The organism is Nonomuraea sp. NPDC003727 (genome assembly GCF_053586935.1).
Genome location: NZ_JBSFNE010000028.1, coordinates 41,792 through 59,509, shown reverse-complemented (window position 1 = coordinate 59,509; position 17,718 = coordinate 41,792). Strand labels below are relative to the sequence as shown.

Annotated in this window: 17 protein-coding genes; 11 read left to right on the top strand and 6 right to left on the bottom strand. The window is 71.0% G+C overall.

Going from position 1 to position 17,718, the window contains the following annotated elements:
• The first annotated feature begins 158 nt into the window (after nucleotides 1-158).
• The 6 genes from ACWDLG_RS40825 (at nucleotide 159) to ACWDLG_RS40800 (ending at nucleotide 7,225) form a co-directional block, all read left to right on the top strand.
• On the top strand, nucleotides 159-1,181 hold the full coding sequence (locus ACWDLG_RS40825) for a fatty acid desaturase family protein (RefSeq protein ID WP_449930349.1): 1,023 nt from the start codon (nucleotides 159-161) through the stop codon (nucleotides 1,179-1,181).
• A gap of 107 nt (nucleotides 1,182-1,288) precedes the next feature.
• Complete coding sequence (locus tag ACWDLG_RS40820) at nucleotides 1,289-1,717, top strand: pyridoxamine 5'-phosphate oxidase family protein (RefSeq protein ID WP_449930347.1); 429 nt, start codon at nucleotides 1,289-1,291, stop codon at nucleotides 1,715-1,717.
• Nucleotides 1,718-1,820: 103 nt separating this feature from the next.
• Nucleotides 1,821-4,199, top strand: coding sequence for a heavy metal translocating P-type ATPase (locus ACWDLG_RS40815; RefSeq protein ID WP_449930345.1), 2,379 nt, complete (start codon nucleotides 1,821-1,823; stop codon nucleotides 4,197-4,199).
• A 322-nt stretch (nucleotides 4,200-4,521) separates the two neighbouring features.
• Nucleotides 4,522-4,956, top strand: a complete 435-nt coding sequence (locus tag ACWDLG_RS40810) for a cupredoxin domain-containing protein (protein ID WP_449930343.1) — start codon at nucleotides 4,522-4,524, stop codon at nucleotides 4,954-4,956.
• 54 nt (nucleotides 4,957-5,010) lie between these two features.
• The gene (locus ACWDLG_RS40805) at nucleotides 5,011-5,601 is read left to right on the top strand and encodes a hypothetical protein (RefSeq protein WP_449930341.1); all 591 of its coding nucleotides are present in this window, start codon (nucleotides 5,011-5,013) and stop codon (nucleotides 5,599-5,601) included.
• An 82-nt stretch (nucleotides 5,602-5,683) separates the two neighbouring features.
• Nucleotides 5,684-7,225 (top strand): multicopper oxidase family protein, encoded by a 1,542-nt coding sequence (locus ACWDLG_RS40800; RefSeq protein WP_449930339.1) that lies wholly within the window; start codon nucleotides 5,684-5,686, stop codon nucleotides 7,223-7,225.
• Between the two features lie 195 nt (nucleotides 7,226-7,420).
• Here ACWDLG_RS40800 and ACWDLG_RS40795 read toward each other — a convergent pair whose 3' ends face one another.
• Both ACWDLG_RS40795 and ACWDLG_RS40790 read right to left on the bottom strand, forming a co-directional pair.
• Nucleotides 7,421-8,041: a DUF305 domain-containing protein gene (locus ACWDLG_RS40795; protein ID WP_449930337.1), complete on the bottom strand. Its 621-nt coding sequence runs from the start codon at nucleotides 8,039-8,041 to the stop codon at nucleotides 7,421-7,423.
• A gap of 82 nt (nucleotides 8,042-8,123) precedes the next feature.
• Nucleotides 8,124-8,495: a hypothetical protein gene (locus ACWDLG_RS40790; RefSeq protein ID WP_449930335.1), complete on the bottom strand. Its 372-nt coding sequence runs from the start codon at nucleotides 8,493-8,495 to the stop codon at nucleotides 8,124-8,126.
• A gap of 133 nt (nucleotides 8,496-8,628) precedes the next feature.
• On the opposite strand from ACWDLG_RS40790, the gene ACWDLG_RS40785 reads away from it, so the two are divergent.
• The 3 genes from ACWDLG_RS40785 to ACWDLG_RS40775 all read left to right on the top strand — a co-directional run bounded on the left by ACWDLG_RS40785 (nucleotide 8,629) and on the right by ACWDLG_RS40775 (nucleotide 11,381).
• Nucleotides 8,629-9,009: a hypothetical protein gene (locus ACWDLG_RS40785; protein ID WP_449930333.1), complete on the top strand. Its 381-nt coding sequence runs from the start codon at nucleotides 8,629-8,631 to the stop codon at nucleotides 9,007-9,009.
• A 72-nt stretch (nucleotides 9,010-9,081) separates the two neighbouring features.
• The gene (locus tag ACWDLG_RS40780; RefSeq protein ID WP_449930331.1) at nucleotides 9,082-10,152 is read left to right on the top strand and encodes a PLP-dependent cysteine synthase family protein; all 1,071 of its coding nucleotides are present in this window, start codon (nucleotides 9,082-9,084) and stop codon (nucleotides 10,150-10,152) included.
• Complete coding sequence (locus ACWDLG_RS40775) at nucleotides 10,149-11,381, top strand: MFS transporter (protein WP_449930329.1); 1,233 nt, start codon at nucleotides 10,149-10,151, stop codon at nucleotides 11,379-11,381. The genes ACWDLG_RS40780 and ACWDLG_RS40775 overlap by 4 nt, the downstream gene beginning before the upstream one ends.
• Nucleotides 11,382-11,458: 77 nt before the next feature.
• Here ACWDLG_RS40775 and ACWDLG_RS40770 read toward each other — a convergent pair whose 3' ends face one another.
• From ACWDLG_RS40770 to ACWDLG_RS40755, 4 genes are all read right to left on the bottom strand, one after another.
• Nucleotides 11,459-11,986, bottom strand: a complete 528-nt coding sequence (locus ACWDLG_RS40770) for a carboxymuconolactone decarboxylase family protein (protein WP_449930327.1) — start codon at nucleotides 11,984-11,986, stop codon at nucleotides 11,459-11,461.
• Nucleotides 11,987-12,433: 447 nt separating this feature from the next.
• The gene (locus ACWDLG_RS40765) at nucleotides 12,434-12,790 is read right to left on the bottom strand and encodes a PRC-barrel domain-containing protein (protein WP_449930325.1); all 357 of its coding nucleotides are present in this window, start codon (nucleotides 12,788-12,790) and stop codon (nucleotides 12,434-12,436) included.
• 170 nt (nucleotides 12,791-12,960) lie between these two features.
• Nucleotides 12,961-13,977, bottom strand: a complete 1,017-nt coding sequence (locus ACWDLG_RS40760) for an alpha/beta fold hydrolase (protein WP_449930323.1) — start codon at nucleotides 13,975-13,977, stop codon at nucleotides 12,961-12,963.
• 328 nt (nucleotides 13,978-14,305) lie between these two features.
• Entirely contained in the window at nucleotides 14,306-14,818 is a 513-nt protein-coding gene (locus ACWDLG_RS40755) for a MarR family winged helix-turn-helix transcriptional regulator (protein WP_449930321.1), read from the bottom strand.
• A 130-nt stretch (nucleotides 14,819-14,948) separates the two neighbouring features.
• On the opposite strand from ACWDLG_RS40755, the gene ACWDLG_RS40750 reads away from it, so the two are divergent.
• Both ACWDLG_RS40750 and ACWDLG_RS40745 read left to right on the top strand, forming a co-directional pair.
• Nucleotides 14,949-16,412, top strand: a complete 1,464-nt coding sequence (locus tag ACWDLG_RS40750; protein WP_449930319.1) for an MFS transporter — start codon at nucleotides 14,949-14,951, stop codon at nucleotides 16,410-16,412.
• A gap of 44 nt (nucleotides 16,413-16,456) precedes the next feature.
• Complete coding sequence (locus tag ACWDLG_RS40745) at nucleotides 16,457-17,614, top strand: cytochrome P450 (RefSeq protein ID WP_449930317.1); 1,158 nt, start codon at nucleotides 16,457-16,459, stop codon at nucleotides 17,612-17,614.
• Nucleotides 17,615-17,718 lie beyond the last annotated feature (104 nt).

Below are 17,718 nucleotides of genomic sequence, written 5' to 3'. Positions count from 1 at the left end.
GGCATCCGGCCCACCGCAGCGAGGAGCGGTCATGTACCCGACGGTCCGCGACCGGTTGACCGGCGGGCAACCGTACTCCGATGGTAGGGCTTACCCTCCCATCGAGACGGGTGCAGCCATGATCCCCGCCAGGAGGGATCCTGGCCAGACTCCTCGGCATGTCCAACGTTCAGAGTGTCCGGCCCCAGACCGGCAGCGACTACGCTCGGCTCCTCAAACGCGTCACCGCGGCCGGGCTGCTCAGGCGCCGGCCCGGCTACTACGCGCGCAGGATCGCGCTGGTCGCAGGACTCTACCTGGCCGGGCTGGCCGCCTTCTTCGCCCTGGGCGACTCCTGGTGGCAGGTGCTCGTCGCCGCCTTCTTCGCGATCATGTTCGCCCAGGTGGCACTGCTCGGTCACGACATCGCCCACCGCCAGGTCTTTCGCACCATGCGCCCGACCAGGATCAGCGGGTGGGTCGCCGGCAACCTCATGATCGGGATGGGCTACGGCTGGTGGATGGACAAGCACACCCGCCACCACGCCAACCCCAACCACGAGGAGCTGGATCCGGACGTCGCGCCGGACATCCTGGTCTGGTCCACCGACCAGGCCAGGGCCAGCAGCGGCCTGTCCAGGTTCATCGGACGTCGTCAGGCGGCGCTGTTCTACCCGCTGCTCCTGCTCGAAGGCCTGAACCTGCACGTGTCGGGCTTCCGCTCACTGCGCAACCCGGCCGTCAAGCACCGCCTCGTCGAGGGCACGCTGCTGGCCGCGCACGTGATCGCCTACCTGGCCGCGCTCTTCCTGGTGCTCTCCCCCGGCAAGGCGCTGGTCTTCCTCGTGGTGCACCAGGGGCTGTGGGGTCTCTACATGGGGTCGGTGTTCGCGCCCGGGCACAAGGGCATGCCCACCCTCAAGCCCGGGGAGGAGCTGGACTACCTGCGCCGCCAGGTGCTGACCACCCGCGGCGTTCGCGGCGGCTGGTTCATCGACACCGCCATGGGCGGGTTGAACTACCAGATCGAGCATCACCTGTTCCCGAACATGCCCACGCCGCACCTGGGGAAGGCCCAGGTCATCGTGCGGGAGTACTGCGCCGAGATCGGACTCCCCTACTGCGAGACGGGGCTGCTGGAGTCCTACCGGCTGATGCTCCGCCACCTGCACACGGTGGGCGCGCCGATCCGCGCCGTGTAGCGCCCCGGCGCCGCCCGCCAGGGCGAAGGCTGCTGGTCGAGGGGCCGCCGATCCCGCGCGAGGCGGTGGGGCGCCAGGTGCGCGGGTTCGGCTGATAGGAAGGGCCCATGAGTGAGCAGACTGGACCCGCCCCGCGCCGCCTGACCCCCGAGGAACTGGAGTCACTCCTGCAGAAGCAGCAGTTCGGGGTGCTGGCGACGGTGAAGCGCAGCGGCCACCCGGCCATGTCGACCGTCCTGTACCGCTGGAGCCCCGTCGAGCGCGTCATCCGGATCTCCACCACGGCCGACCGGCTGAAGGCGCGGCAGGTCCGTAACGACCCGCATGTCGCCCTTCATGTCAGTGGCCCCGACGTGTGGTCGTTCGCGGTGGCCGAGGGGCAGGCCGAGGTGCTGGACAGTCCCGAGGAACTGCTGGCGTTCGCCGGAGAGGTGACCGATCCGACGGCTTTCCTGGAGCAGCAGGCGCTCGAGCGGCGCGTGGTGATCAAAATCAAGCTTTCCCGCCTGTACGGCACGGCCCTGGACGTTTCCTGACGCTGGCGCCGACCCTCGCGTGCGCCACGCCTAACTATTTTGCATAGTAGTTAACGGGACAGGCGCCGTGGGGCGCGGCGCCGCCGGACGGACGGAGGCGGACGTGTCGATCGGAGAGCTCAAGGACCGCAGCACCGCGATCCTCGACGTGAGCGGGCTGCGGTGGGCCTCGGAACAGAGCGTCGTGCACGCGGTCCTGAGCCGCCGCCCCGGGGTGCTGGACGTCGAGGTCAATCCGGTGGCGCAGACGGCCACCGTGGTGTTCGACCCCAGGGCCACGTCGGTGGCCGACCTGCGCCGGTGGGTGCGGGAGTGCGGCTATCACTGCGCCGGGCAGTCCGTGCCGGCCCACATCTGCGATCCGATGCTGGAGCCCGACCCGCCGGGGGATGCGCACGCGCGCCACGGCGCCGCGACCGCCGTACGGGAGAAGGCGGCGGGTGCGGGCCACGAGGGTGAGCCGTCGCCGCACGACTTGACGGGGCACGGCGATCACGCCGGCATGTCGATGGAGGCGATGGTCGCCGACATGCGCAACCGGTTCCTGGTGGCGGCCGTGCTGTCGGTGCCGATCCTGATCTGGTCGCCGATCGGGCGCGAAGTGTTCGGCCTGCGCGTGCCGGTTCCGTTCGGGCTGCGCGAGGACGTGTGGGCGTTGCTGCTCAGCCTGCCGGTGATCTTCTACTCGTCGTGGATCTTCTTCGAGGGCGCGGTGCGGGCCCTGCGCGCCCGCACGCTCGACATGATGGTGCTGGTGGCGGTGGCCATCGGGGCGGGCTGGCTGTACTCGGTCATCGTCACCTTCACCGGCGGCGGCGAGGTGTTCTACGAGGCGGCCACCGTGCTCGCCGCCTTCGTGCTGCTCGGCCACTGGTTCGAGATGCGCGCCAGAGGCGGGGCCAACGACGCCATCCGGGCCCTGCTCGACCTGGCGCCGCCCAAGGCGCTCGTCGTCCGCGACGGCGAGCCGGTCGAGGTGCCCACGGCCGAGGTGGTCACGGGCGATCTCCTGCTGGTACGGCCCGGCGCCAAGATCCCCGTCGACGGAGTGGCCGAGGACGGCGAGAGCGACGTGGACGAGTCCATGGTCACCGGCGAGAGCCTGCCGGTGCACAAGACCGCCGGCTCGACCGTCATCGGGGCGACCATCAACAGGAACGGCACCCTGCGCGTGCGGGCCACCAAGGTGGGAGCCGACACCGCGCTCGCCCAGATCGTCAAGCTGGTCCAGCAGGCGCAGAACTCCAAGGCGCCCGGCCAGCGGCTGGCCGACCGGGCGGCGTTCTGGCTGGTCCTCGTCGCTCTCGTCGGCGGCGCCCTGACCTTCGCCGCCTGGCTGGTGGCGGGGGCGGGCCTCAGTACGGCGGTGCTCTTCGCCATCACCGTGGTGGTCGTCACCTGCCCGGACGCCCTGGGCCTGGCCACACCCACCGCGATCATGGTCGGTACGGGACTGGGCGCCAAGCGTGGCGTGCTGTTCAAGAACGCGATGGCGCTGGAGAGCGCCGCCCGCATCCAGGCGGTCGTCATGGACAAGACCGGGACGCTGACCAAGGGCGAGCCCGAGGTCACCGACGTGATCACCGAGGGCATCGGCGAGGCCCGGCTGCTGCGCCTGGTCGCCGCCGTCGAGCGTGAGTCCGAGCATCCGCTGGCCGAGGCCATCGTCCGGGAGGCCGACGGGCGGGGAGTCGACTCCGCGCGTGCGGTCACGTTCGAGAACGTCCCAGGCCATGGCGCGATCGCCGTCGTGGACGGGAGCCGCGTCGTGGTGGGCAACCGCAGGCTGATGGCGGCCGAAGGCATCGAGCTGGGCGAGCTGGCCGGCCGCCGTGAGGAGCTGGCCGCCGGCGGGCGCACGGCCGTGATCGCCGCGGTGGACGGTCGGGCCGCCGGGCTGTTCGGCATCGCCGACGCGCCGCGCGAGACGTCCGCGGCGGCGGTGGCGGCCCTGCACGAGGCGGGCGTCGAGGTCATCATGCTGACGGGCGACAACGAGGCCACGGCGCGGCGGATCGCCGAGCGGCTGGGAATCGACACGGTGATCGCGGAGGTGCTGCCGGGCGACAAGGCGGCCAGGATCGCCGAGCTGCAGGCCGGCGGCCGGAAGGTCGCCATGGTGGGCGACGGGGTGAACGACGCCCCCGCACTGGCCAGGGCCGACCTCGGCATCGCCATCGGCGCGGGCACGGATGTGGCGATCGAGACCGCCGACGTGGTGCTCATGCGTTCCGATCCGCTGGACGTCCCCACCGCCCTGACCATCGGCCGCGGCACGCTGCGCAAGATGCGGCAGAACCTGGGCTGGGCGGTCGGCTACAACGCGATCGCGCTGCCGATCGCGGCGGGCGTCTTCGAACCTGCCTTCGGCCTGGTGCTCCGTCCGGAGATCGCCGCCCTGTCGATGTCCGGGTCCAGCGTCATCGTCGCGCTCAACGCGCTCGCCCTGAAGCGGCTCCGCCTCCCCGGGCCGCCTCGATGACCCCGCGGCCCTGAGCCACCGCCCGGACGCCCGACGGCCGGGCGGAGGGTCACGGCCGGGCGACGGTCACGGCCGGGCGGCGGCTGACGGCCGAGCGGAGGGTCTCGGCCGACCGGCGGATGACGTCCGGGCGGCGCTCACGGCCGACCGGCGGCTGACGGCAAAAACGCGGCGCGGAGGATAGCCGCCCGACATCCGGGCAGAATTCACTATGGCTGGTAGTACGTGTTCGGCAGAGGCGGCGGCCCCGCCGCCGATCCGGAACGGCCGCGCCCGACAGCCTCCACGCCGGGCGTCGCGATCGCAGGGAGGAGATCACTCGATGCGTGCGATCAACAAGCTTCCACTGGCCGGAGCCGGAGCGGCGGTCGTCCTGCTCGCCGTCACGGGCTTCGCCGGCGCCGGCGGTCTCCAGGCCGCGTCCGCGGCGCCCGGTCCTGCCACCGCGACCGCGTCGCCGTCCGCCGCCGCCAAGAATTCCCTGGTGGAGGTGACGATGAAGGAGTTCTCCTTCGCCTTCGCCAGGAACGCCCTGCCCGCCGGCACTTACACCTTCGTGCTGGACAACGTGGGCAAGACATCCCACGCGATGGCGATCACAGGGCCGGGCATGAAGAAGGGACAGCAGTCGAAGACCGTCGAACCCGGCCAGAAGGGCCGGTTCACCGTCACCCTTCAGCGCGGCCGGTACGCGGTGTGGTGCCCGATCGACAATCACCGGGCGCAGGGCATGCAGACCACCCTCACCGTGACCTGAGCGGCGGACCACCTTTCTACGACGCTCCATAGGAGATACCGGTAGCATGCGACCGTGGGAATGGAGCGGAAGGCATCGCTGACCGGCGCGCTGTCGCGCCTTCTGCTCCTTGTGCTCCTCATGGTGGGCGTGGCCGCGATGCACACCTTCGGGCACCTCGACAACCGGCACGACGCCACGCCCCACACGACGACGGGCGCGCTCCACCCGGAAGGCGCTCACCCCGCCAGGCCGGACGCCGGCCCCAACCGCCCACAGGCCGACCCCGGCCGTCCAGACGTCGATTCCAGCCACCCGGATGCGGGTCCCGGCCACCCACAGGCGAATCCCGGCCACCCGGATGCGGGTCCCGGCCGTCCAGACGCCGATCCCGGCCGTCCAGACGCCGATCCCGGCCGTCCAGACGCCGATCCCGGCCGTGCGGACGCCGATCCCGGCCACGCACCGGGCGGGGCGCCCGGCACCGTGTCGATCTGCCTGGCGATCATCGCCGCACTGCTGGCCCTGGCCCCGCTGCGGATGCGGCTGGCCGACCCGTTCGACGCATGGCTCCGACCAGGTACCGGACGGCGAGCGCCGCCCGCGCTTGCGGGGACGCCTCCCCTGTCGCTCACCCTGACGCGCACGGTCGTGCTGCGGACCTGAGCGGAGACCCGGACCGCGGCGGCTCCACGCCCGGTCCGGTCCCCGCCCATCCGTCAGCACGACCTTCAGCGAGGCATCGATCATGCACCACATCAGCCGGCGTACCCTGCTCAGGGCCGGTCTCGGCCTGCTGGGCGGCGCCGCCCTCACCGCGTGCGCCCAGACCCCCTCGTCCCCGTTCCTCAGCCCGACCAGCGAACAGGTCCGCGCCGCCGAGCGGGCCCGCCGTACGGGAGCGGTGCGCGACTTCCGCTTGAGGGCCGCCCCCGCCGAGGTGGACCTGGGCGGCCCGATCGCGCGGACCTGGGCCTACGACGGCCGGATCCCCGGCACCCCGATGCGGGTCAAGGCCGGCGAGGTGGTCCGCGCCCGCCTGTCCAACGACCTGCCCACCGACACCAGCGTCCACTGGCACGGTCTGGCCCTCCGCAACGACGCCGACGGCGTGCCCGCCGTCACCCAGCGGCCCGTCACCGCCGGCACCGCGTACACCTACGAGTTCGCCGCTCCCGATCCGGGCACCTACTGGTTCCATCCGCACACCGGGACCCAGCTCGACCGCGGGTTGTACGCCCCGCTGATCGTGGAGGACCCGGACGAGCGGCTGGGTTACGACGACGAATGGATCGTGGTCCTCGACGACTGGCTGGACGGGATCACCGGCACCCCGGACGAGGTGCTCGCCGCGTTGTCCGGCGGCATGGGCATGGATCACGGCGGGGGTACGGCGACCGCCACGCCTGAGCGGATGCCGGGCATGGACCATGGCACGACCCCGCCCCGGCCTGAGACGGCCACGCACATGCTGATGGGCGCGACCAGCGTGCTTCTCGGCGGGGACGCGGGCGACGTGCGCTACCCGCACTTCCTGCTCAACGGCCGGATCGCCACCGCGCCGGAGACCTTCCGCGCCAGGCCGGGCACCCGGCTGCGCCTGCGGATCATCAACGCGGGCGGTGACACCGCCTTCCGCGTGGCCCTGGCCGGGCACCGCATGACCGTCACGCACACCGACGGCTTCGCCGTCCGGCCGGCCGAGACGGACGCCCTGCTGCTGGGCATGGGCGAGCGCTACGACGTGCTGGTCACCCTCAAGGACGGCGTGTTCCCGCTGGTCGCCCTCGCGGAAGGGAAGGACGCCGTGGCGCGCGGGCTGATCCGCACCAGCCGCACCCCCGCGCCGCCCGAGCCGGACCTGCGCCCACGCGAACTCGAGGGCGAGGTGGTGCGCTACGCCGAGCTCCGCCCCGGCGAGGCCGTACGGCTCGCACCCAGGAAGCCCGACCGCACCATCGAGCTGGAGCTCACCGGCGGCATGATGGCCTACGACTGGGGGATCAACGGCAGGAAGTACGACCCGGCGCTCGTTTCCGCGGTGCGCTCCGGGGAGCGGGTCCGCCTGTCGTTCGTGAATCGCACCACCATGTGGCACCCGATGCACCTGCACGGCCACACGTTCGCGCTGGCCTCGGGAGGCATCCGCAAGGACACCGCGATCGTCATGCCGAACGGCACGCTGGACGTCGACTTCGACGCCGACAACCCGGGGCTGTGGATGATCCACTGCCACAACGTCTACCACGCCGAGTCCGGCATGATGACGCTCCTCGGCTACCTGCGGTAACCGGCCAGGCCTGCGCCCGCGACGGGCGCAGGCCCCGATCGCCCGCGTCCCGGTAGGGCCGGGCCTCGGGCGATCGGCCGTTCGGGGGCGGCATCGGGGCTCGCCCCACGCCGCCGCTGTCGCCGGCGACCGGGACCCGGACGATCGGCCGTTCAGCGGCGGCGTCGGTTCGCCCTGACGCCGCCGCTGACCCGCTCAGAGCCGATCGAGGATCTGCTGCAGCTGGGCGACCTCGGTCTGCTGCGTCGTCTCGATCGTCTTGGCGAGCTCCTTGGCCGCGGGACTGGACCCCTGGGCCTGCTCGGTCCTGGCCATCTCGATGGCCCCGTTGTGGTGGGCGATCATCTGCTGGGCGAACAGCCGGTCGAAGGCCGCGCCCTTGGCCGCCTCGAGCTTCTTCAGGTCGTCCTCGCTCATCATCCCCGACATGCCGTGGCCCGCCATGTGCCCGGCCGACTCGGGCTTGCCCCAGTCCTTCAGCCAGCCCCGCAGGGTCCGGATCTCGGGATCCTGCGCGGCCTTGATCTTCACGGCCAGGTCCTTGACCTCCGCGCCGGACGCGCGGGTCCCGGCCAGCTCGGCCATCTCGACCGCCTGCTGGTGGTGCGGGATCATCATCTGCGCGAACATCACGTCCGCGTCGTTGAAGCCGGCGCCAGGCTGGGCGCCGGTCGTCGTCACGGCGGGGGCGCCGGTGGCGCTCATGCCGTGCCCGGCCGTCGCGCCGCCGCCGCACGCCGTCAGCACCGCCAGGGATGCCGCTCCCGCGACCGCGGTCAGCGCGAGCCTGCGGATTCCGGATCGGTTGTCGTCCATACTGCTTGCCTTCTCTCGATCTCCGATGCGTTGGACCGTGCCGCGGACAGGGCCGGTCCGGCTGTCCGCGGAAGTGGCCGGCCTATACGCGGAGAACCGAGAGTTCGGCCAGGCGCACCGCCGTCTTCCTGGGTGGCGGCCTGGCCAACCGGTCCGGGCCCGGGAGGGAGACCGGCACGACGAGGAGGCGCCGTCCGGCGCTCCCCTTCACGGCGATGAGCCACAGCACCAGGAAGGGCGTCATGACGGCCAGGCACACCGCCGTCGGGTCGAGCCCGGGTGTGTCACCGCCCTGCGGCACCACCTGGGGCGTCTGCCCGTGGTGCGGCATCGCGTGCTCGGAGATCGCGTGATCGGCGCTCACGTGGCCCAGCGAGTGCATGCAGGCGACACCGAAGGCGAGCGCGACCACGACGAGCCAGCGCGGCAGCCTCGCGCCCGCTCCCTTGATCACAGCACTCCCCCGATCACACGTCCTATCCACTGTAGTAGATCGCGAACTCCGGAAAGGACAGCGTCGCGACTCGCACATCTCGTTAACTCAGTGTAGAAGCAATGCATACGTTCAGTGAGCTAGCGTCGTCAGCGTGACCTGGAGCCGCGCGCCACGGACGCCAGCTCGCCGAGCTTCCATCGTGCTCGGGCTGCTGGCGGTCACCGTCGTGCTCCACCTCCTGATGTGCGCCTTCGGCCCGCACGGTCACCACGCCGCCGCCGACGTTCACGCGGCGGGCGCCACCACCTCTCACTCGCACCACCATGCTCCAGGCAGCCACGAACACACCGAGAGCTGCGACATGCCGGCCACCCAGCCGAGCCCAGGGTCCGGCCTCGCCGTACCGGCCGGCGCGCGGGTGGCCGCCGAGGAACTGACGGAGCGGCCCCTGTCGCGGCCGGACCGGCCGGCCGACGCCGCCAAGCCGAGCGGGGTCGCCATCCTCACCATGGTGTGCGTGACACGGGTGTAGCAGGCAGGCGTGTGCCCGGCACACGCCTGCCCGAGACATCCGTACGCACGCGTCATGGCAAGGACATTCATCATGGGAACCACCGAGAGGCGCCGGCTCTGCCGTGCGCCGAAACTGTCGAGCCTGGTCGGCGACACCCCGGTGCTGTGGGTGCCGGAACTCTGGGGCGACGGGAAGCGCGGCTTCTGGGCGAAGCTGGAGGGATGCAACCCCGGCGGCATCAAGGACCGCCCCGGGCTGTACATGATCGCGCAAGCGCGGTGCAGGGGAGCGCTCCGGCCGGGAGCCTCGATCATCGAGTCGACCAGCGGAACGCTCGGACTGGGACTGGCCCTGGCCGGGATCGTCTACCGCCACCCGGTCGTCCTGGTGACCGATCCCGGCATGGAGCCCGCCATGCATCGGCTGCTGCGCGCCTACGGCGCCCGCGTCGACACGGTGCCGGCGCCGCACCCCACCGGCGGCTGGCAGCAGGCACGGCGCGAGCGCGTGCGCGCGCTCCTCGAGGAGAACCCGGGCAGCCACTGCCCCGACCAGTATCACAACCCCGACAACGTCAGCGCCTACGACGACCTGGCCAGGGAACTCGCCCACCAGCTCGGCCGGATCGACGTGCTCGTCTGCAGCGTCGGCACCGGCGGTCACAGCGCGGGCGTCTATCGGACGCTTCGGCGGCTCTGCCCCGGCGTTCGCCTGGTCGGAGTCGACACGATCGGCTCGACGATCTTCGGTCAGCCCGCCCGGCAGCGGCTGATGCGCGGCCTGGGCAGCAGCATCCATCCGCGCAACGTCGCCTACGACAGCTTCAGCGAGATCCACTGGGTGGCGCCCGACGAGGCGGTCTGGGCCTGCCGGCGCCTGGCGTCGGGGCACTACGCCAGCGGCGGCTGGAGCGTGGGCGCGGTGGCCCTGGTCTCCTCGTGGCTGGCCAGGACGCACCCCGACGGCACGCGGATCGCCGCGATCTTCCCCGACGGTCCGCACCGTTACGCCGACACGATCTACAACGACGCCTACTGTGACGACCACGGCCTGCTCTCCCGCAAGCCGGATCCCGAGCCGGACGAGGTGGGCCACCCGCTCGACACCGAAGTGCGGCGCTGGACCCGGTGCACGACCGTCATCGACCCGGTGGCGCCATGAGGTCGTTCACCAAGCCGATCAGGCTGCTGCTGGTCAACCAGCTCACCATCAACATCGGCTTCTACATGCTGATGCCGTACCTGGCCAACCATCTGGCCGGGGACCTCGGCCTGGCCGTCTGGCTCGTCGGGCTGATCCTCGGCGTGCGCAACCTCAGCCAGCAGGGCATGTTCCTGCTCGGCGGCAGCCTGGCCGACCGGCTGGGCTACAAGCCGATGATCCTGGCCGGGCTGGTCCTGCGCACCGCCGGATTCGCGCTGCTGGGCCTGGCCGAGGCGGTACCCGTGCTGATCATCGCCTCCGCGCTCACCGGGCTGGCCGGCGCCCTGTTCAACCCGGCCGCGCGCGCCTACCTCGCCCACGAAGCGGGCGACAGCAAGGTGGCGGCGTTCGCCGCCTTCAACGTCTTCTACCAGGCCGGCATCCTGATCGGGCCGCTCATCGGGTTGCTTCTCCAGGGCGCGGGCTTCCGGCTGACGTGTCTGGTGGCGGCCGCGCTCTTCGCCCTCCTGGCCGTCGCGCAGGTCAGGGCCATGCCCGCGCGGGCCGGCCACCGTGACGGATCCATCCTGTACGGCTGGCGGCAGGTGCTCCGCAACCGCCCCCTGCTGCTGTTCTCCCTGGCCATGGCCGGCTCGTACGTCCTGAACTTCCAGGTCTATCTCGGGCTGCCGCTGGAGGTGCGGCGGCTCACGGGAGGCGAGGTCGGCGTCATGCTGCTGTTCGCCGTGTCCGGCGGGCTGGCCGTGGCGGGCCAGGTACGGCTGACCGCCTGGATCAGGGCCCGATGGACGGCACGGCAGGCCATCGTGCGGGGTCTGACGCTCATGGGGGCGTCGTTCCTGCCGCTGGCCGTTCCGATGACACCGCCACCGGCTCTCGTGCTGGCTCCCGTGCTGCTCACCACCGCCTTGCTGACCGTGGCCACGATGGTCGTCTATCCGTTCGAGATGGCGACGATCACGGAGCTGGGCGGCGACCGGCTGGTGGGGACCTCCTACGGGTTCTACAGCACGCTGTCCGGCATCGGCGTCGCGGTGGGCAACCTGCTCACCGGCGCGGCCCTCGACGCGAGCCGGTCGCTGGGTCTTCCCGCGCTGCCGTGGTGCGGCTTGGCCGTCGTGGGGTGGGCGTGCGCGGCGGCCGTGCACCTGCAGGGCCGAGCCCCCGCCGGCCCCGCCGGCCGCGATGACCGCGCCCCGGCGACCGGCCGCATCGCCCGAGCGTAGGACGGCCTCCGCCGGGACGGCCGCGGGCGCCATCGGCCGCGGCCGTCCCGGAGCCGGCCGGGGTGACGGCCCGCCCCCTACACGCTCTCTTCGGCCGGCTCCAGGCCGGCGAGAAGGTTGAAGGCGCCCGTCAGCAGGTTGAGGGTGACCAGGCCGACGATCTCCGCGATGATCCGGTCGCTCCAGCCGTGCGCCCGCAGCTCCGCCACGTCCTCGTCGGTCAGCGAGGACGGCTCGGCCAGCACGCGAACGGCCACGGCGATGAGTGCCGCCTCACGGGCGTCGACGGAGGTGCCCTGGCGGGCGAGCGCGATGTCCGCCTCGCTCAGGCCGGCCGCGCGACCGGCCTCGGCGTGCGCGTCGAGGCAGTAGGCGCAACCGATCCATTCCTGTACGGCCAGCGAGATCTTCTCGCTGAGCGGCCGCGGGAGCTTCGTCCGCTTCATGGCCTTGGAGAAGTCGAGGTATCCCTGCAGCAGCGCAGGTGAGTGGGCCATCGTGGACACCATCTGGCCCACGCCGCCCCTCCTGCCGATGATGTCGTTCAACAGCTCCCGGGACTTCTCGGGTGCGTCTGCCGGGTCCAGTGCCGTCAGGCGTCGCATGCGTCTCCTCCTCAACGTACGGTACCCCCCTACCGTATAACACGAGGAGGCCGGTCCGGACCTGGCCGCGGCCCTGATGGGTGCGGCGCCCCCACGCGGGGCGCGGGACCCGCCAGGGCACGTGTGATCAACTTCTCCGGCATGCACCCATGCGACCCGTCGGCGGCGGGGTCATGGCCGACGAATACGCCCGGTCGCGCTGTGGCGGGCGTAACAGGCTGAACCCAGGGCCGCGATCAGCGCTCTGATGATCGGACCCAGGACCAGCCGCATCCAGCAGGGCTGAGGCGCGCGCTTGACGCAGCTCCTCCCTTCGCCCACCGGCTGCTCACGCACACCACGAGCCTGATCCAGGTCGCTCTGGAGACGTTGCACCTGCCCAGCCTGCGCCGACTGGTCGTCTGCGGGAGCGGCCACACATCCGCCGTCAACTGCACGGCATCGGGGCTAGGCACCGCCGTAGAACGGGCCGTAGTAGCCGCCGATCCGCTCGCGGTAGTCCACGTCGTCGTGGCCCCTGTCGGGGTCGTACTCGGGAGCGTTCTTGATCTCCTCCTTGGTACGGTCGACGTAGATCTTCTGCTGTTCGGTGTCGATCCGGTCGATGGTGCCGGCGGGCAGCATGACCTTCTTACCGAAGATCCACAGCCCGGTGTCGACGATGAGGTAGGCCGAGCCGACCTGCTCGCTGGCCTCGTCGACCTTGCCGATCGAGCCGTCGGTCGCCTCGACCTTGTAGCCGACCAGGCCGGCGTCCGCGCTGTAGTTGGACGAGGGCCGATACTCCCAGATCCCGTACGTCATACGCGTCTCCATGCGTTTCAGTGGCAGATTGCGCCCCCGGACCGGCGCCACGGTGGGCCGGTCGCGGCACCTCTACCCGCACGGGATTGCGCAAATCTGCCGGTCACGGTGCTGGGATGACCAAGAGCGACAAACCGGTGCCCACCGTCAGGAGAGCTGAGAAACAGCTCCTAGACCTCCCGCGCGAGCAACTCCTTGAGCACGTTGTCGATGAACTTCGTGTCCACCGGGTTGAGCCCCCCTCCGGCGAAGTGCCCCCACGAGCCGGGAATGATCCGCAGCTCCGCAAGGGGCATGTGGGCGACCTCCCACTCGTTGTCCTCGGGCGGGAAGTAGAGATCCTGCTGGGCCGGCATGACGATCGCCGGTGTGCGGATGGCGGCGAGTGCCGCCTCGACGCCGCTGAAACCCGGGGTCTTGCCGATGTCGGCGTTCTGCCACGTCCACAGCATGGTGAGGAGATTGTTCGCGTCGCGCTTGAGGAACAACCCCTCCCAGAAGCCGACGAGGAAGTCCTCCAGAGAGCCGTAGCGGAGCGGCTCGCGCTCGTAGAGCTTCTCCCGGTAGAACTGCTGGGAGAAACCCCAGCCGGCGTAGACGCGGGCCATCGCCCGAAGTCCGACCCGCGGCTGCTCGCGGTACCAGCCGTTGTTCCACTCCGAGTCGGCGGTGAGCGCAGCCTTGACGCCCTCAAGGAAGACGATGTTGTGGATGCTGGTCTTCGCCGAGCCGCAGAAGGGGAGTATCCGACGGACCATTTCGGGGTAGCTGAGCGCCCACTGGTAGGTCTGCCCGGCCCCCATCGACCAGCCCGTGACGAGTTCCAGGCGCTCGATGCCGAACCGCTCGGTGATGAGACGGTGCTGGGCTCGGACGTTGTCGTACATCGTCACGTCCGGGAACCGTGCCCCGTCATGTGGCGGCGGGGTGTTGCTCGGCGACGACGAGAGCCCGTTGCCGAACATGTTGGGGATGACGATGAAATATCGCGACGGATCGAGTGCCATGCCCTCGCCGATGAGCCACTCGTTGTCGTAGTGCTGGCCCGAGTACCACGTCGGATAGACGATCGCGTTGCTCTTGTCAGCGTTGAGCTCGCCGTAGGTCTTGTAAGCCAGCTTGGCGTCGCGCAGTGTGGCGCCGCTCTGCAGTTGGATGTCGCCCTGTTCGAATAGGTCGTAGTCCATCGAGGTCTCCTTGCCGATCGTCGATCTCGGCACCTCATTCCTCCGCCGAGTTTCACCCTAATCCCGACGTCAGGGCGACCAGATGAGGGGGATCGTGGACACCCGCCGACCGACCACCGACATCGCCGGTCCTGCGACCAGAAACGATCAATGGCCAGACCACACCGCGAGCAGCCCGCAGTGGCCGGCAACGCCGGTAACGGCCGGGCAGCAGGCGCGACGTTCTCGTCGGACAACCGCGCGTGCTCTCCTGGCCGGGCGAATTCGACCTGGGCAATGCTGCGCGCCAGTCCCTTCCCGCCGTCGTTCGATGGGTTCCCGACGTCGGCTAACCAGCGGTGTGCTGGGCGTGCACTCCCGCGCTGCCGTCCATGGCTTGGAGCCGGTGGATTTCGGCGGCGGTGCTGCGTTCGGCCGTTCTCATGAATCGGACGATAGTGGCGAGCTCCGCGTCGTCGAAGTCGCCGAGGTCGTCTCGTGTGCGGGTGATCAGTCCCGAGTAGGCGGCACTGACCCGGTCGAGTCCTTCCTGGGTGGGCTCGATGAGCACTTTCCTGCGGTCGTGAGGGTCGGCCACCCGGCGGACGCAGCCTGCGGCGACGAGCCGGTCGATCATGCGTGAGGCCGATCCGGTGGTGAGGTTCACGTGCTTGGCCAGGATGCCCGGTGTCGTCGGGCCGTGACGGCCCAGTACGTGAAGGCATTGCACGTCGGTGTCGGTGACCCCCAGCCGCTCGGCGACCAGGCTGTTGAGCTGAACGACCAGGATCGCCCAGCTTGGCACCACGTCCTTCGTGACCTCGGCAAGTAGCGCTTCTCTGCCCGGTCCCGGCTCCGCCATCGTGGCACCCCTCCCCATTATTTCGCTGCGTCGCGCAGTGAAGTTCGTGATACTTTTGCTGCGTGACGCAGCTACTGTGTTGCGCAGACATGCTATCCCATTGCCTCCTGACAAGGGAGTTCAGCCCAGCATGACCACCCCCACCCGCCGCCACGGCGACCGAACGGCACCTGCGCTCTTCCTGACCGGCCGCACGGCGACCGTCGTCCTGGCCGCGGTCCTCACCGCGTCCTTCATGGAGCTCCTCGATGCCACGATCGTCAGCGTGGCGGCCCCGGCGATCGCCCAGGACCTCGGCGCCGGCCAGGCCGCACTGCAGTGGATGCTGGCCGGCTACACGCTCTCGGTCGGAGCGGGCCTGATCACCGGGGGCCGCATCGGTGACCTGTACGGGCGCCGCCGCGTCTTCCTGCTGGGGCTGGCCGCGTTCATGCTGGCCTCGGCCGGTTGCGGGCTGGCGCCGAGCCCCGGAGCGCTGGTCGGCATGCGCGTCGCGCAAGGCCTGGCCGGCGGCCTGATGATCCCGCAGGTGTTCGGCGTCATCCGCGCATCATTCGAGCCCGGCGCACGCGCGAGGGCTCTGGGTGCCTACGGTGCCGTGCTCGGTCTGGCCTCGGTGGCCGGACCGCTGCTCGGCGGGCTTCTGGTCGAAGCCGACCTGTTCGGTCTGGGGTGGCGGGCGATCTTCTGGGTCAACGTGCCGATCGCGATCATCGCGCTGATCGTAGGGGCCCGAGCCATGCCCGAATCCCGCTCGCCGGGCCGTACCCGGCTGGACCTGACGGGGGCGGTTCTGGCCGCCACCGCCGCCACGCTCCTGCTCCTGCCCCTGATCCAGGGACGCGAGTGGGGCTGGCCCTGGTGGGGCTTCGCCGTCCTGGCGCTCTCGGCTCCCGCGACGGCCGTGTTCCTCCTCAGGCAGCGGCGCTTGGTCGCCCGGGGCGCGCAGCCGATCCTCGACCCCGCGCTCCTTCGCGTACGCGCCTTCGCCACCGGCCTGTCGGTCTCCGTGCTGTTCTTCGGAGCGCTCGGTTCCTTCTTCCTGCTGCTGTCCCTCTACCTCCAGCTCGGCGCCGGACGTACCGCCCTCGAAACCGGGCTGGTCATCCTGCCGTACGCCGTCGGTTCGATCATCACCTCCGGGATCGGCGTCCGGTTCGCTCACCGTGCCGGTCGAGCCCTTCTCGTCTACGGCGCGCTGCTCCTGGCCGCGTCCCAGGTCGTACTGCTCCTCGTCGTCGGCGATGGCGGCGAGCCCTCTTCCTGGGAGTTGGCCATGCCCCTGTTCATGGGAGGTCTGGGGCTGGGTCTCACCGCCCCGTCCCTGATCAACGTCGTTCTCGCCGGCGTGCCCGCCCAGGACGCCGGAGCCGCGGGCGGTGTCCTCACCACCATCACGCAGATCGGCAACGCGCTCGGCGTCGCCGTCCTCGGCGTCGTGTTCTTCGCCCGGTTGGACGGCTCCCTGCGCGACGGAGCCTCCGGTCTCGTCGCGTACGGCGACGCCCTCGCCACGATCCTGCCCTGGCAGATCGCCTGCTACGCCGCCGCGGCCGCGCTCATGTTCCTCCTCCCCAAGAACACCCACACGTGACGCCTGCCGCACCCTCCGATCCAGACCACCCCCAAGGAGACTCCATGACCGACGCGCCCCGTGCCACCGTCGACCCGTTCGCCGTCACCGTCCGCGGGATCGGCGAACCCCATCCCGCCCGCGCCGCCCTGCGCGCCGCCGGTCCCATCGTCCGGGCCGACGCCCCGGCCGGCGGCCCGGCATGGATCATCACCGACGATGCCCTCGCCCGGGAGGCCCTCGTCCACCCGCACATCGTGAAAGACACCGCCTACGCGCCGGCGCACTGGGACCCGCGAACCGCGGGACTGGAGCCGACCGCAGCCGCGCAGCCGTCGCTGACCACCTTCGACGGCCCGGCGCACGCGCGGCTGCGCCGGGCGCACGCTCCCCTCTTCACCGCCCGGCGGATGCAGGACTACGCCGGACGGATCACGAGCTTCGCCCGCGATCAGCTCACCGCACTCGCCGCAACCGGTGAGACGGTCGACCTGATGGCCGACTTCACCACCCGGTTCCCCCTCACCGTGGTCTGCGACGTGCTCGGCGTACCCCTCGACCGGATCGACCAGGCCATCGCGGCCTGCCGGGGCATGCACAGCGCCGACCCCCGCGAGGTGAGCGCGGCCATGGCCGCCTTCGGGCAACTGGCCGCCGCGGCACTCGACGAGGGCCGGCACGGCCTGGCCGCCGAGCTGCGCGAACGGGTCCCCGAAGAGCTCACCGAGGCCCAGATGCACTACCTGATCTTCACGCTGATCTACGCCGGTCAGCTCACCACCGACCCGTCGCTGGGATTCCTTCTCGCTCACGTCTTCGACGGCGACGGCGTCCCAGCGGAGGAGGTCACGATCGAGGATTTCGTCCGGGAGACGCTGCGCCGCCACGCGCCGGCGCCCTTCAGCCTCTGGCGGTTCACCGCCGCCGACATCGAGCTCGCCGGGGTACGGCTGCCCGCCCGCTCCCCGGTGCTCATCGACATCCAGGGCATCAACACCCATCCCGGCCGGTCGATCGGACCGGACCTGACCTTCGGCGCCGGCCCCCACTACTGCACCGGCGCCCAACTGGCCCAACTCGAGCTGAGCGCGATCGTCGCGGTCGTACGGGCCGACTTCCCCAGCGCACGCCTCGCGGTGCCGCTCGCCGAACTCCAGCAGACCGACCTCGGCGGCATCCAGGGAAGCCGGTTGACCGCTCTCCCGGTGAACCTCCGGGGGTGATAACCCTTCGACAGTTGTAGCCGGCCGGCGGCCGTGGCCTGGTGGCGTCGGCGTCTCCCTCGCCCCCCGGCGATCTTGACCAGGGCCATCGCGGCTGCCGGGTG

Excerpts from the sequence above, each read along its gene's own strand:
- ACWDLG_RS40825 (WP_449930349.1), top strand. The coding sequence starts at position 159 with ATGTCCAACGTTCAGAGTGTCCGGCCCCAGACCGGCAGCGACTACGCT.
- ACWDLG_RS40820 (WP_449930347.1), top strand. The coding sequence starts at position 1,289 with ATGAGTGAGCAGACTGGACCCGCCCCGCGCCGCCTGACCCCCGAGGAA.
- ACWDLG_RS40810 (WP_449930343.1), top strand. The coding sequence starts at position 4,522 with ATGCGTGCGATCAACAAGCTTCCACTGGCCGGAGCCGGAGCGGCGGTC.
- ACWDLG_RS40800 (WP_449930339.1), top strand. The coding sequence starts at position 5,684 with ATGCACCACATCAGCCGGCGTACCCTGCTCAGGGCCGGTCTCGGCCTG.
- ACWDLG_RS40795 (WP_449930337.1), bottom strand. The coding sequence starts at position 8,041 with ATGGACGACAACCGATCCGGAATCCGCAGGCTCGCGCTGACCGCGGTC.
- ACWDLG_RS40780 (WP_449930331.1), top strand. The coding sequence starts at position 9,082 with ATGGGAACCACCGAGAGGCGCCGGCTCTGCCGTGCGCCGAAACTGTCG.
- ACWDLG_RS40775 (WP_449930329.1), top strand. The coding sequence starts at position 10,149 with ATGAGGTCGTTCACCAAGCCGATCAGGCTGCTGCTGGTCAACCAGCTC.
- ACWDLG_RS40770 (WP_449930327.1), bottom strand. The coding sequence starts at position 11,986 with ATGCGACGCCTGACGGCACTGGACCCGGCAGACGCACCCGAGAAGTCC.
- ACWDLG_RS40765 (WP_449930325.1), bottom strand. The coding sequence starts at position 12,790 with ATGACGTACGGGATCTGGGAGTATCGGCCCTCGTCCAACTACAGCGCG.
- ACWDLG_RS40760 (WP_449930323.1), bottom strand. The coding sequence starts at position 13,977 with ATGGACTACGACCTATTCGAACAGGGCGACATCCAACTGCAGAGCGGC.
- ACWDLG_RS40755 (WP_449930321.1), bottom strand. The coding sequence starts at position 14,818 with ATGGCGGAGCCGGGACCGGGCAGAGAAGCGCTACTTGCCGAGGTCACG.
- ACWDLG_RS40750 (WP_449930319.1), top strand. The coding sequence starts at position 14,949 with ATGACCACCCCCACCCGCCGCCACGGCGACCGAACGGCACCTGCGCTC.
- ACWDLG_RS40745 (WP_449930317.1), top strand. The coding sequence starts at position 16,457 with ATGACCGACGCGCCCCGTGCCACCGTCGACCCGTTCGCCGTCACCGTC.